Annotated in this window: 9 protein-coding genes and 1 tRNA gene; 4 read left to right on the forward strand and 6 right to left on the reverse strand. The window is 69.1% G+C overall.

The window, feature by feature from the left end; genetic code table 11:
- Window positions 1-12 precede the first annotated feature (12 nt).
- On the reverse strand, window positions 13-1,014 hold the full coding sequence (locus tag H8R02_RS11905) for a DUF4034 domain-containing protein (RefSeq protein WP_187081644.1): 1,002 nt from the start codon (window positions 1,012-1,014) through the stop codon (window positions 13-15).
- A 178-nt stretch (window positions 1,015-1,192) separates the two neighbouring features.
- Between H8R02_RS11905 and H8R02_RS11910 the strand changes: the two genes are divergently transcribed.
- Window positions 1,193-3,142 carry an acyltransferase family protein gene (locus tag H8R02_RS11910; protein ID WP_187081645.1) on the forward strand — a complete coding sequence of 650 codons (1,950 nt, stop codon included), beginning with the start codon at window positions 1,193-1,195 and terminating at the stop codon, window positions 3,140-3,142.
- Window positions 3,143-3,256: 114 nt separating this feature from the next.
- Window positions 3,257-5,203, forward strand: a complete 1,947-nt coding sequence (locus H8R02_RS11915; RefSeq protein WP_187081646.1) for an acyltransferase family protein — start codon at window positions 3,257-3,259, stop codon at window positions 5,201-5,203.
- 1 nt (window position 5,204) lies between these two features.
- Here the strand turns inward: H8R02_RS11915 and H8R02_RS11920 are convergent, their stop codons facing one another.
- Both H8R02_RS11920 and H8R02_RS11925 read right to left on the reverse strand, forming a co-directional pair.
- On the reverse strand, window positions 5,205-7,052 hold the full coding sequence (locus tag H8R02_RS11920) for a sensor domain-containing diguanylate cyclase (RefSeq protein WP_187081647.1): 1,848 nt from the start codon (window positions 7,050-7,052) through the stop codon (window positions 5,205-5,207).
- Between the two features lie 58 nt (window positions 7,053-7,110).
- On the reverse strand, window positions 7,111-9,081 hold the full coding sequence (locus tag H8R02_RS11925; protein ID WP_187081648.1) for a DUF4347 domain-containing protein: 1,971 nt from the start codon (window positions 9,079-9,081) through the stop codon (window positions 7,111-7,113).
- A gap of 157 nt (window positions 9,082-9,238) precedes the next feature.
- On the opposite strand from H8R02_RS11925, the gene H8R02_RS11930 reads away from it, so the two are divergent.
- Complete coding sequence (locus H8R02_RS11930; protein WP_187081649.1) at window positions 9,239-10,213, forward strand: AraC family transcriptional regulator; 975 nt, start codon at window positions 9,239-9,241, stop codon at window positions 10,211-10,213.
- Here H8R02_RS11930 and H8R02_RS11935 read toward each other — a convergent pair.
- Window positions 10,201-10,677, reverse strand: a complete 477-nt coding sequence (locus tag H8R02_RS11935; RefSeq protein WP_187081650.1) for a GNAT family N-acetyltransferase — start codon at window positions 10,675-10,677, stop codon at window positions 10,201-10,203. The genes H8R02_RS11930 and H8R02_RS11935 overlap by 13 nt on opposite strands.
- Before the next feature lie 36 nt (window positions 10,678-10,713).
- Here H8R02_RS11935 and H8R02_RS11940 point away from each other — a divergent pair, with 36 nt between their 5' ends.
- On the forward strand, window positions 10,714-12,123 hold the full coding sequence (locus tag H8R02_RS11940) for a tetratricopeptide repeat protein (protein WP_187081651.1): 1,410 nt from the start codon (window positions 10,714-10,716) through the stop codon (window positions 12,121-12,123).
- Here the strand turns inward: H8R02_RS11940 and H8R02_RS11945 are convergent.
- Window positions 12,109-12,198: transfer RNA gene (locus H8R02_RS11945), tRNA-Ser, on the reverse strand. The two genes, H8R02_RS11940 and H8R02_RS11945, sit on opposite strands and share 15 nt — an antisense overlap.
- A gap of 12 nt (window positions 12,199-12,210) precedes the next feature.
- Window positions 12,211-13,821 (reverse strand): SMP-30/gluconolactonase/LRE family protein, encoded by a 1,611-nt coding sequence (locus H8R02_RS11950; RefSeq protein WP_187081652.1) that lies wholly within the window; start codon window positions 13,819-13,821, stop codon window positions 12,211-12,213.
- Between the last annotated feature and the right edge of the window lie 72 nt (window positions 13,822-13,893).

Raw genomic sequence — 13,893 nt, forward strand, 5'->3', positions numbered from 1 at the left:
GTGCGTGCGCCCCTACACCGAGCAGCTCGGCAGATCGGTGCCGCGGAGCCAGCCTGACGTCCGGTAATCCGTGCCCGCCAGGTAGGCGGCATGCTTCTTGAAAAGCGCCGGGTCGCGATAGAAGCAAGCGAGGCTGGCTGCCAGGTTCCGGTGCCGCTGGTCCGGATAGAGATCGTTCAGTGCGTCGATACCCCGCAGCAGCCGCTTCGAGTCGAGGCGAGTCGAACGGGGATCTTCACGCGTGGCCAGCAGCATGTTGCCGTAGAGGCGCGCGTACATCGCATCGCTTTCCCGCGCATCCTTGCGCTGCACGGCATAGTGCGTGATGAAGCTCTCGACCATTTCCCAGCTGCCGCCCCAGCGCGGTACCAGGCGCGTGAGCATCACGTCGTGGAAGTCGTAGTTTGTCGGCCAGAGCTTCACACCGGTATCGAACGCGGAAGCCAGGTCGGCCCGTTGCGTGCGCGCATCCCCCGCCAGCGCCAGGAGGAGCTGATGCCACATGGGCGTGCCGCGCAGTTCCGCGCTCGCGCGGTACATGGCGGCCTCCAGCTCGGACATCTGCTGCTGGAAGGCGCGCATCTGCTCGTCCGCCGTCTTCGATGCGACTCTCCCCCCGCGTGTATTCCAAGCCATTGCGTAGCGAAGGCGCAGCGCGGCAAACTCGGCGAAGAGTGACGTGGGGCGCTTCGCCGCCCAGTTCTGCACCCGCTGAACCTCGGCCGGCGTCGAGCCGGGCGCATGCATGGCACGGCGGTAGAACTGGTAGATCACCGCGTTGGCTGGCTTGCCGGACTTGAGCGTCTTCTTGTCCTGCAGGGCGCAGGCAAGGAGGGCGTCGAGGTTTTCGTACCGCTCTTCCTGGTACAGGTTCAACAGGACCTGCACGCTGGAGCCCTCGTCGTCGTAGAACACGCCCGGGCATCCTTCGTCGGCAGCCGCGCGCGCTTCGTTCCCGCACAACATCAGGGCCACGGCAAAGATGGCTGCCGCATATTGTTTGATACTGCCCACTGCCCCTCCTTGATGACTTCGACGGGAAGTGTAATGAAGCGGGAGTTGGCGACGCTGTGATTTGTCCGCACCTGTGTGTGCCAAATCAAACACCTGTCAACTCTGACAGGGTGCAAACCTCGCGTTCGCAGCTAGAGTCCCCCGCTGGATAACAATATCGTCAAGGCAGTACGGACCCATGCCCACGCAGTTTGTGGGGCGCGCCTGCGCGCATGCAACGCAGGCCAGGCGGCTGGACGCCGACGGGCTTCGCGGCATTGCGATCCTCTCCGTCCTCATCTTCCACGCGGTGCCTTCGTGGTTGCCCGGCGGCTTTGCCGGCGTCGACGTCTTCTTCGTGCTGTCCGGCTTCCTCGTGGGGCGCCTGGTCCTGCTCGAGTGCAGGGACGGCAGTTTCTCCTTCGCCAACTTCTACGCGCGCCGGGCCCGCCGGCTCTTCCCGCCGCTGCTCGTCGTGCTGCTTGCCACGATGGCGGCAGCACCGCTCCTCGTCGGCGCCGGAGACTATGTGCAGGTCGGCAGCCAGGCCGCGGCAGCCGCACTCTTCGTCGCCAACTTCCTGGCGTGGATCCAATCCGGGTATTTCGACGTCGAGGCTGCCTACAAGCCGCTCATCCACCTCTGGTCGCTCGGGGTCGAGGAGCAGTTCTACCTCGTGTTCCCCTTGTGCGTGGTTGCGATGCATCGCCGCGCGCCGTGCCGCACCGGCGTCGTGCTTGCATGCGCAGCAGCGGTCTCGTTCACTGCGTGTGTAGCCCTCACGCCTGCCGACAGCGCACTGGCCTTCTACCTGCCCGCGACGCGCTTCTGGGAATTTCTCGCCGGCTCGCTGCTCGCGTGGTGCGACGTCAGCTCGCGGGCAAGTGCCCGGCGCGGAGCCGACCTGCTCGCCGCAGCGGGCGCGATTGTCCTCGCCTTCTCGTTCTTCTACCTCTCCAGCACGGACGACTTCCCCGGCTGGCGCGCCGCCTTGCCGGTGGCCGGCACCTGCCTGCTGCTCGCCGCGGGTCCCGCTGCCTGGGTCAACCGCAAGGTGCTGGGCCTCGCGTTCCTGCGCTGGATGGGCAAGGTGAGCTACGCGGCGTACCTCTTCCACTGGCCTTTGCTTGTTTTCGGGCGCATCCAGGCCGGCGGGGAATTGCATCCCGCCGATGCACTCTGGATCACGGCCCTTTCCGTGGTGCTCGCGTGGGCCAGCACGCAGACGATCGAGCGCAAGTTCACGTTCGGTGCGTGGTCCACGGGGCGCGCGCCCACGGCCGCCCTCTGGGGTTCCTGCGCGCTCGTCGCGCTCATCGCCGTCCCGCTCACGCGCCATCTCGACTCGCTCACGCCGTCCGACATCGCACGGCTCGAGCACTACCCTGCGCCGGAGGTGTCGCGCGACATCTGGCGCGAGCGCTCGAACTGTTTCATCAACTACAAGAAGGACCTCGAGTTCGGTGATGCATGCCTGGGTGGCCCGCCGACCGACCGGCCGCTCATGCTGCTCTGGGGCGATTCGCATGCGGCGCACCTCTGGCCGGGGATGAAGCGCGTCGGTGAGGAAAACGATTGGCCCCTCGCGCAGCTCACCGTCAGCCAGTGCCCGGCCCTGACCGTACCCGCCGGGGAACGCAACCGGATGTGCGCCCGCTTGCGAGAGAGCGCGCTGCGGCACATCGCGGCGCTCAAGCCCGACACCGTCGTCATGGCCAGCCGATGGACGTTCTACGACAAGACCGCGGTGCTGGCCGGCATCGAGCCCACCGTTGCGGAATTGAAGGCGCTCGGCGTGCGTCGCGTGGTCGTGGTCGGCCCAGTCCCCAATTGGCAGCCCACGCTGGGCACCGCGCTCGCAGCTGACATGCGGGCCAGGCACATGCGGTCGTCGCCGCCGGACTTCACGCGCACCGGGCTGCAGGTCGGCGAATTCGTGTTCGATGCGCCGCTGCGGCAGGCGGCAGTTCGCAGCGGTGCGGCCTACATCTCCGCACTGGAGCTCTTGTGTTCGCCGGACCGCATTTGCAAGGCGTGGGTCGACAAGGAGAAGACGACGCTGATGACATTCGACAACGCGCATCTCACCGAGGAGGGCTCCGTGTGGCTCGTGAAGCTGGTGGTTGCGCAGATGCTGCGGCTGGATTAGTCCACGCGAGTGTGTGCGAAATCAAACACCTGTCAACTCTGACAGGGTGCAAACCTCGCGTTCGCAGCTAGAGTCGCCCGCTGGATCACAAGAAGGTAAAGGCAGTACGGACCCATGCCCACGAAGTTTGTGGGGCGCGCCTGCGCGCATTCAACGCAGGCCAGGCGGCTGGACGCCGACGGGCTTCGCGGCATCGCGATCCTCTCCGTCCTCATCTTCCACGCGGTGCCCTCGTGGTTGCCCGGCGGCTTCGCCGGCGTCGACGTCTTCTTCGTGCTCTCGGGCTTCCTGGTCGGGCGGGTCATCCTGCTCGAATGCGCGGGCGGCACGTTCTCGTTCGCCAATTTCTACGCACGCCGCGCACGCCGGCTCTTTCCCGCACTCGTGCTGGTGCTCGTGGCCACGCTCGCGGCATCGCCCCTGTTCGTGGGCTCCGGCGATTACGTGCAGATCGGCAACCAGGCCGCGGCATCGGCAGCATTCATCGCCAACTTCCTGGCGTGGGGCCAATCCGGCTACTTCGACGTCGAGGCCACGTACAAGCCGCTGATCCACCTCTGGTCGCTCGGCATCGAGGAACAGTTCTACCTCGTCTTCCCGTTCTGCGTGGTCGCCCTGCAGCGCCGGGCGCCGGGCCGCACGGGCATCGCGCTCGCGGCCGCGACGGTGGCCTCATTTGTTGCGTGCGTGGTGGTCTCCGCCTCGGACAAGACATCGGCCTTCTACCTGCCCACGACGCGCTTCTGGGAGTTCCTTGCCGGCTCGATGCTCGCGTGGCGGCAGGTCAGTGCGCCGCAGCGTGAAGAAGGCCACGGCGACCTTCTCGCGACCGTGGGCGCGCTGCTGCTTGGCTTCTCGTTCATCTTCCTTGCCAGCACCGACGACTTCCCCGGCTGGCGCGCCGCATTGCCCGTGGGCGGCACCTGCCTGCTGCTGGCCGCAGGGCCGTCGGCTTGGGTGAACCGCAAGCTGCTTGGCACCGCCTTCCTTCGCTGGATGGGCAAGGTGAGCTACGCCGCCTACCTGTGGCACTGGCCCATGCTCGTGATGTGGCGCATCCAGGCGGGCCGCGATCTGCACGCGCATGAAGCGCTCGCAATCACGGTGGTCTCGGTGGGGCTCGCATGGGCCAGCACAGAAAGCATCGAGAAGGCGTTCCGTTTCGGTGTCTGGTCCCGCGGCCGCGCTTCGTCGCTTGCACTGTGGGGCTCGTGCATCGTCGTGGCGGCGGTGGCCATCCCGCTCACGCGTTATGTCGACTCGCTCACGCCGTCCGAAATGGCGCGCCTGGAGCACTATCCCGTGCCGCCGGAGGCGCGCGACATCTGGCGCGAACGGTCCAACTGCTTCATCAACTACAACAAGGACCTGCACTTCGGCGAGGTGTGCCTCGGCGGTGAGCCGAGCGACCGGCCGCTCATGCTGGTCTGGGGCGACTCGCACGCGGCTCACCTGTGGCCGGGCATGAAAGCGGCTGCGCAGGAGAACGACTGGCGGCTCGCGCAGCTGAGCGTCAGCCAATGCCCTTCGCTGACGGTGCCGGCGCGCGAAGGCAACCAGATGTGCCCGGCATTGCGCGAGCGTGCGCTGGCGCACATCGCAGCGCTCAAGCCCGACACCGTGGTCATGGCCAGCCGCTGGACGTTCTACGACCGCGCCGCGGTGCTCGCCGGCATCGAACCCACTGTGGCGGCGTTGAAGGCGCTGGGCGTGCGCCGCGTGGTCGTGATCGGCCCCGTCCCGCATTGGCAGCCCTCACTGGCGAAGGCGCTGGCGACGGACATGCGCGCGCGGCACCTGAAGGCGCCGCCGGACGTCACCACCACGGGCCTGCAAGGCGGCGAATTCATCATCGACGCACCACTGCGCGCTGCCGCGCTGCGCAGCGGCGCCGCCTATATCTCGGCGCTGAACCTGCTGTGCACGCCGGCGCGCGTGTGCAAGGTGTGGGCCGACAAGGAGAAGACCACGCTGATGACTTTCGACAATGCGCACCTCACGGAGGAAGGCTCCGCGTGGCTGGCGGGGCTGCTGGCCGTGGAGTTGCTGCGGCTCGACTGAGTCAGGCGTCGACCTCGTCGAGGTCGCTGTGATGCGACAGCGGCGCGCTCGGAACGGTCGGTGCGGAGCTCACGGTGTCCGGCCCCTGCGGCACCGTCGGTGTCATCACCATGGCTCGCGGCGACGCACCGGCTGCTGCCGGCGGCGCGATGATGATGTTGCGCACTGCGTCCTGCCTCGCTTCGTTCAGCAGCCGATCCAGTGTGGCCAGAACCTCCTGCACGTCCCGGCCATGCTCGGGCACCAGCGCCACCGCCACCTTCGGCTTGGGCAGCATGCCCTGCGGCAGGCCCGCGAGCGGCCCGATGCAATTGGCGATGACCTTGGCCGCAAAGGCCCGCGCGCGCGAACTCGCAAGCGGCCCTTCCACCAGCACACCGTACCGCGAATCGCCCATGCGCGCGAGCGTGTCCACGTTGCGCAGCATCGATGTCAGCCGGTCCGACAACCGCAGCAGCAGCTCCACGCAGCGCTTGCGCCCGAACTCCCGTCGCATGTCGCCGAAGTTGGAAATGTCGACCAATGCGATCACGCTCTGGTGGCCGAAGCGCTCGGCCTGCGCAATGAGCGAGCGCGCACGCGCGGCGAACACGGCTTCGTTGACGAGGCCGGTGGTCGGGTCGATCTCCGCGAGCTGCGCGATGCGGCGGCGGTGGTCGCGCCTTTCCTGGCTGCGCAAGGAAAGCAGCAGGTACGTCGCCGACGCTGACAGGCCGAGTGCGGCCACCGCAATGATGGAATCGTCCACGCCCGGCAACGGCCACTGCAGCAGCCCCAGCGCGTGCACCGGGAAAGCGACGAGCAGCGGCGCCAGCGCCAGCACGATGCGCGTGCCGAAGCGGTTGCCATGGCGGCGGCTCCACCACCCGGCGCCAACGATGGCGGTTGCTGCGGCAAGCCCGATGGCGAGGCACATGTAGAGCCGTGCGGTGCCTGTGAGCGCGTAGGTACCCAGGGTCGCGGCCGCCGCGCAACCCGCCGTCACCAGCATCGCTGCGAACACCGAAGGCGAGCGCTCGCGCAGCAGCAGTGCCTGCGCGACGAACACCAGCAAGGGCGCGAGGCTGCCGACGGACAGCACGTACGGCGCGCTGTCGTTCCACCGTGCATTCAGCGGCCACAGGTGCAGGCCCGCGATGCCCACGGCCGACATCAACGCGAGCGATGCCATCGCTGCCCAGATGCCGAACCACAGGTACGCGGTGTCGCGCAATGCAAGGCTGGTGGCGAGCGCGAACAGCGCGCCCATCGCGAGCAGCCCGAAGCACATGCCGTAGAACAGCGACCGCCGCTGCACCTCCAGGCTCAGGCGCGCCTCGCTGATGAACTCGATGGGCGCGAAGAAGCCCTCGCTCGCCTGGATGCGCAGCATGTACCAGGTGGGGTCGGCGGCCGACACGGTGAGCGGCAGCACCGGGTAGAGGTGCGGGATGGGCCAGCGCGCCACGGGCAGCGTGTCGCCGCTGCCCTGCGCGTTCCAGCCGCGGTCGGCGCCCTGCGTGTAGAGGATGGCGCTGTCCAGGCCGGGGCTGGGCAGCTTGACGTACCACTTCTGGTCGTCCGGCGTGGCGGGCACGGCGAACTTGATCCACAGCACCTGGTTCGGCTGCAGCGGGTAAGCCGAGTTGAGCGGTGTCGGCTGGAAGTCATGCGGCTGGCCGAGCACCTGCTGGGCGGCCAGCTTGCCGTCCGCGTCGATGAAGTAGTCGCCCCAGTCGAGCAGGCGGGCGGGCTGGCGCTCGGTGTCCAGGTCGAGGATGTTCCGCGCGAGCGCGCCCGGCGCAACGGCGCACGCCAGCAGAGCGAACAGCGTGGCAGCGATGGGCCGCCACATCGTCTGAGTACCCATGACCGACTCGCCCCCAGGTGGCCATCTTCTCACCGGCCGGCGGGCGCGGCAATGGGTTTCAGAGGATCACGTAATCCATCCCCGTCGACTGCAGGCCGGTCAACCCGACCTGGACCTGGTTGTTGGCCGACACCGCGAGGTTCGCGAGGAAGGTGCCTTGCTGCGTGAACGCGGTCTGCGAGTCCAGCTGGCTCACGGCATCCGCGAGCTGCGCCGCCGTCGGGGCGGTGCCGTTCACCGTCCTGAGCAGGTAGGTCGCGATCTGCGTGTTGCTCGAGCCCCCCGCAAGTGCGTCCCAGATCGGCAACCGCATCAGGGCGCCCGCAAGCGTCGCGAACGTGAAGCCCTGGTCGCGCAGGTCGATCACCAGCCCCAGCACCTCGGGCTTCAGGGCCATGAGGCTGCGGCCGAGCACGGCGCCGATCAGCAGCGCCGCGTCGCCGCCCGCCTGGCCCACGTCCATGTCGAGTGCCACCCTCTTGTCGCTGAACTGGATGCGTTCGACCGACGCGTAGGTGTCGGTGCCGTTCGGGCCCGTGCTCATGAAGGTGGTCCCGGTGCGGGTGATCGTCGTCGCGCTGCGCAACCCGCTTTGCACCACCGTGTCGATGCCTCCCATCAAGCTGAAGAAGTCGTTTCCGCTCGTGCCGAGTTGCGTGTTGTTGAACTCGGTGCCGATGAGGAGGTTGGGGCTTGTTGTGCCGGTGGTCCCGGTGGTGCCGGTCGTTCCGGTGGTGCCCGTGGTGCCGGTCGTTCCAGTCGTGCCAGTAGTGCCCGTGGTGCCCGTTGTGCCCGTTGTGCCCGTTGTGCCTGTGGTGGTGGTCGTCGTCTGGTTCGGGTCGAAATCCGTCGTGACGAGGTAGGTGCCGGACGAGGTGGACCGTGAGAACGGCGTCGCCCCGATCCAGAACGTCTGGCCCGGCGTCACGGACACCGTGAGGCGCTCGTCCACGCCCGAAACGCCGCGGTCCACCTGCTGGATGAATGTGCCGGCCCCGCTGAAGAGGGCCAGCACGATGTCGAGCCCCGAAGAAGGCGAGAGCGTGACGGACATCGACGACGTGCCGGCCGGCGCGGTGACCGAGTAGAAGTCGATGTCCGCCTGGTGGTCGATCGTGCCGGTGATCTGGTTCACCCACGTGGGGGCGGTCGGGGTGATCGTGCCGTTGTTGACCGCCGGGCTGGTCAGCGAGAGCGTGAACGAGCCGGACGAGCCCGTGAACGCGGTCACGGTGGCATACACCCACTCCCCGGCCGTTGCCGTGGCGCTGAATGTCTCCACGCCGCCGCGCCCCGCGGAGTCGATCGTGCTGGTGAGCGGGCGGCCCGCGCTGTCGAAGATCCGCAGCTCGGCGTCCAGGCCGGACGACGGGGTGATCTGCACCGAGACCGTCCCGCTCACCTCGGGCATGAGCGCGAACGTGGCGACGCTCGTCGTGGTGACGGACGACGATTCCGTGGCGGAGCCGAACGGGTTCACCTGCACGAGCGTCCCGGTCAGGGGGGTGACGGAGCTGGGCGCTGCCAGCAGCACGCCAGCTGCGTCGTACACCTGCTCGCCGAAGAGCGCTTGCCCTTGCGCCGCGCCGGCCCGCACGGGCAGCGCGGGCCTGCCCCCCAGGCGCCTGGCTCCGGTGGCGGTGCGCGATGCCGAGACGCCGACGCCGGTGCGATGGTGGAGGTCCCGCACGAAGTTCGCGCCGCGGCCGCCTCGCGCCACCCGGCAGCCATACACCAGGATTTCCCCCCGTGCCCCCAGCGAGCGGCCGATCGAGCCGAGCGCGCTCGCGTGCTCGGCGAGCGCGTTGCAGTCCACGACGGCGCCGCCGAGCATCAGGGCCCCCGGCCGGCCATGGCTGACGATGTGCGCAGTGGCCACGCCGGGGCGGGCCGCAAGCGCGCGGGCGATCTGCTGAAGCGCATCGCCACCGGGTTCGAGCACGACGGTTTCGCAGCCAGGGGGCACGGCGTCGGCGAGCTGTGACAGCGCTTTGACGCCCCGATCGATGAAGACGATGTTGGTGTTCATGGCGGGGCAGTCTGTCAGCCGCGCGCGTCATGTTCCTCTCGCATCGCGCCGTCCGTCTCTCAAACCGTGACACGCACGAACGCCCGCATTAGGCTGGCCGCAAACAAAGCAGCAAACAAGAAGGCAGAAGTAGATGGACGGGACGGGGCGGCCGTTGGTGAGTCGTATCAGCACGCAGGGGCTTGCGCCAGCCGCGCGCCATGCATTGGTGCGCGACACGGCGGCGCAGCTGTTCAACCTCGAGGCGGACCTGCGTGGCGCACCCGCGGCGATGGCCGACATCCAGGCGGCGCGCGGGCCCGAGGCGTCATGCATTTGCGTGAAGACGTCGCACAGTGTCGTGTCGCGAACGGCGGCGCGGTCCCGTACCGCGCCGCGCGGCAACCTGCTCCTGTACATCATCACCGAAGGCGCGACCACCTTCGAGAACGCACACGGCGAACAGTTTCGCTCCAGCGCGGGCGACGTGGTCCTCGGCAGCCAGGACGCCATCTACCGCGCCACCACCGAGGGCGGCGCGGACTGGTCGTTCCGCGCACTGAGCATGCCCGACGCGCTGCTGCCGCTTTCCTCGGCGGGCATTCGCGACGCGGGCTTCCAGCTGCTGCCCGCCGCGGCGACGTCGCCGCTGGCCACCAGCGTGCTCGCCGAAGTCTGCAAGGACTTCCTGCAGCTCGATGCGCAGGCGGTCGCGGCCTCGCTGCGCGCGGTGGACCACCTCATCGCGCCTGCGCTCGCCGGCGCGCGCGAACCCGCCGCCGACGTTGCCGACACCCTTGCGAGGCACCGGGTGAAGCTGGCGATCGCTTGCATGCGCGACGCACTCGCGTCCCCGTCGCTGGGGCCCGACGCACTCGCGCTGCGGCTGGGGATCTCCCCGCGCCAGCTGCACCGCGATTTCGAGCAGTGCGGGCTGACGGTCGGCGCCGAGATCCGGCGCCTGCGCGCCGAGGCGGCCGCGGCCATGCTGCGCGGCCAGCCGCTGTTGCCGATCACCGAGGTGGCGTTCAGCTGCGGCTTCGATTCGCTGCCGACGTTCTTTCGCGTGTTCAAGGCCGTGCAGGGCATGACGGCCTCCGAATGGCGCCACGGCCTGCAAGGGCCCGGCGGCGGCGCGGCTCAGCCGACGTAGGGGCGGCGCAGCAGCCGCACCATGCGCACCGCGTCGATGCGCCCTTCGTAGTAACCCGAGACGACCAGCGTGTCCTCGAACCCCATGCGCCGGTAGAACGCGCGGGCCGTTTCGTTGTCGGCGCGCAGTTCGAGGTGCAGCGAGGCGATGCCGGCGACGCGCGCGGATTCGACCAGCCAGTCCATCATCCGCCGCGCCAGGCCCTGCCGGCGCTGGGCGGGTTGCACGCACAGCAACTGCAGGTGCGCGCGCGTCTCGCCGAACGCCATGATCGCGAAGCCCTGCACGCCGGTGGTGTCGTCGGCGACGAGCGCGATCGTGTCGCGGTCCGCGATCAGCCGCGCGACGCGCGCGGGCGAGTAGCGCGGCGCGAGGCCTGCTTCGATGTGGCGGCGGGTGAGCTCGGCGATCGCCGGGGCGTCGGCGCGGCGGGCGAGGCGGAGCGTGACGGCATGCTGCGGCACGGCCCATTCTGGCACGCGGCTAAACTCGCCGCCAGCATGCCCGCGCCCGCCCATCGCAACGACCCGCCGCCCGAAGACATCGACCGCCTCGTCGGGCTTTTCCACGGCGGCGACCTGGCCCAGGTGGAGGCCGTTGGCGGCGAGCTGGCGCAGCGCTTCGCTTCGTCGGCCGTGGTGTGGAAGGTCCTCGGCACCTCGCGCCTGGTCGCGGGTCGAAGCACCGACGCGGTGGCCGCCCTGCAGCGTGCGGTTTCGCTGGCGCCGAAGGACCCTGACCTGCACGCCAACCTCGGCAACGCCTTGCGCGGCGTGGGGCGGCTGGCCGAGGCGGAGCAGCACCTGCAGCGCTCGCTGAAGCTGAACCCGCAGTCGCCGATGGCGCTGGCCAGCCTGGGGAACGTGCTGCGCCAGCAGCGCCGGCCCGACGTCGCGATCAACGCCTACCGCGAAGCCCTCAAGCTGCAGCCCCTGCTCGCCGGCGCGCGGCAGAACCTCGCGGTGCTGGAGGCCGCGCGCGGCGAATTCGCACAAGCCGAAGCGGACTACCGGCACGCCCTCGCCGCGCAGCCGGACCTGCTGGATGGCTGGGTGAACCTGGCGACGCTGCTGCAGGACACGGGGCGCGTGCGCGAGGCGCAGGACGTGCTCTCGCAAGGCTTGCGTTCGGTGAAGGCGGGCCAGTGGATGCTGGCCGCGCTGGCGATCACCGGCTGCTGGATCCTGCGCGACGCGCAGGGCGCGGCGCAGCTGTTCAATGCTTTCCAGGCGCAGGTGTCCGAGGCTGACCGCGCACTGCGCGAATTTTTCTGGGTGAGCGCGCGGCTCTTCGACAACATGCAGCGCGAGCCGGCGCTGTACCCGGCCGGCGACTTCGCGCCCCTTTACGTGATCGGCGAGTCGCATTCGCTCGTCCCGGCGCACGCGGTGTTCCCGTGGGTGGACGGCCCTGTGCGCGCGCAGCCGCGGCTGGTCCAGGGCGTCAAGATGCACCACCTCGGCAGCAAGGCGCTGAACCAGTGGCAGGCGGCGATTCGCGCGCAGCTAGAAAGCGTGCCTGCCGATGCGCAGGTGCTGTTCACGATCGGCGAGATCGATTGCCGGCCGGACGAAGGGATCTGGAAGGCGCACAAGGCGGGCAAGGGAGCGCTGGCTTACCTTGTGAAGAACACCGTGGCGGGGTATGTGGAGTGGGTGGCGGCGAATGTGGGTGCGCGGAAGGTCACGTTGCAGGGCGTGCCCGAGCCAAGGCGGTCACCGGATGACGCGTTCCTGGCGATGGTGGCGGATGTGAATGCGAGGCTGCGCGAGGCTTGTGCTGCGCGTGGGTGGAATTTCCTGGATGTGCATGCGGCGACCGCCGGTGCGCAGGGCAAGTGGCACCTCGACGATTTCCACTTGAAGCCGGCGTTCTATGCGAATGCGATGGCGTTCTGGCGGAAGCGGTGAGATTCGAACTCACGGACGTCTTTCAACGTCGCCGGTTTTCAAGACCGGTGCCTTCAACCGCTCGGCCACGCTTCCTTGCCGCCCATTCTAGCTACGCACCGAATAGAGCCTCGCGTTGCTGATGGCATAGACCGCCCCGTCCGCACCGACTAGTGTGGGGGTGTACGCCTGGCCCAGGCCGCCGGTGAGGCGGATCGACTGCGCGAGCGTGTTCGTCGCGAGGTCCCAGCGGTAGAGGATGCCGTCCTCGTTGTTGACGAGCATCGCGCGCCGCGCCACGTCCGCGGCCATGGTGTTGATGCACCACTCCCAGACCGGCGGTGAGGAAGGCGAGACGCGCGTCGGCGCGACGATCGTGAGCACCTCGCGCATCACGGTCACCGTCGAGAACGCATCGGCCTGCGTGGCACGAGGGTCGAGCACGGCGAGACGGTTCAGGCCGTCGCCGGTGCCAACGCCCGAATAGTTGTTGTACTTCACCGCCAGGAGGTAGGTGGAGGTGCCGGTGTACGAGGGCACCATCGACGCCGGGATCACGCTCGGGGTCACATCCCAGCCGAAACTGCCCGGCACGCCCGCAGGCTGCAGGTTCGCATCGAACTGCAGCAGCCAGCCGCGCGCGTTGTGCGTGCCGAAGGTGCGCTCCAGCACGCCGAAGTAGACGCGGCCGTCGGGGCCCACACAGGGCGAGGACGTGCCGTTGTCGCTGATGCGTGCACCGGCGCTCGCGAGCGGGTCGTTCAATGTGGCGCGCGCACGCGTCGCGAGCGTGGTGCTGTCCAGCGCGAGCAGGTAGCCGGTCTGCGTGGTGCCGCTCACCGCGTTCTGGTTCACGGCGACGTAGAGCGTGCCGCCGTCCGGCGAAAGCGCGGGCGCCGAGTTCATCGCGGGTTTGACGATCGCCGGGTCGTTCGCGGCTGCCGCGGCGCCAACCCAGCGCCCCTGCCCGTCGGCGCCGATGCGCGCGATGCCGCTCGCCAGCCCCGCCGGGTTGCTGCCCGTGACGACGAAGCCGAAGAAGACGTTGCCCTGCGCGTCCGAAACCAGCGGCGTGTTGATGAACACCGTGGCGTCGTAAGCGGCCGAGGCAGAGGCATACGCACTCGCGCCGTAGAACACCATCGCGTTGAACGACGAGCCCGCGGTATCCGGGTTGTCGCGCGCGAGGAGGCGCCCGCCCGCGCCCGGTGCCAGCAGGCGCCCGCCCGGCGTGAGCAGCAGGTTGCAGCTGGGGAACCAGTCGTGCGGCGGCACGGCGTAGTCGATGTCCTGCGACCACAGCAGCGTGCCGCTCAGGCCCGAGCGTGCCTCGACGCGGAAGCCGCTGTTCGCGCCGGTCTTCACCGCCATCGCGATCGTGTTGCGCGTCGTGACGACGGGCGAGCCGTAGTGCACGGCGAGCGAGCCGTTGGCGCGGTACTGCGGCTGCAGGTCAACCGCAGCCGACCATGCGATGCGGTTGAGGTCCTGGCTGGCGATGCCGCTCACGGCGGTGTGCTGCGCGTCCCGGCCGAAGCCCGGCCACGCAGGGCCGTTGACCGGCGGGTCGGGCGTGACACTGCCCGTGGGCGTGTCGGGTGTTGTGGTTGTGGGTGTGTCGCTGCCGCCGCCTCCGCCGCCACCACCGCAGGCGGTGAGGCCGAGCGCAAGGCCGAGTTGCAGGACGGTGCGGCGGGAAGGTACTTCGGTACGGCTCATGTCGCCGCCGGGCCGCCCCAAGGCGACATAGCCCCCTCGGGGGGCAGCGAACCTCGCGAAGCGGGGAGCGTG

Source organism: Ramlibacter albus (assembly GCF_014297445.1).
GTDB lineage: Bacteria > Pseudomonadota > Gammaproteobacteria > Burkholderiales > Burkholderiaceae_C > Ramlibacter > Ramlibacter albus.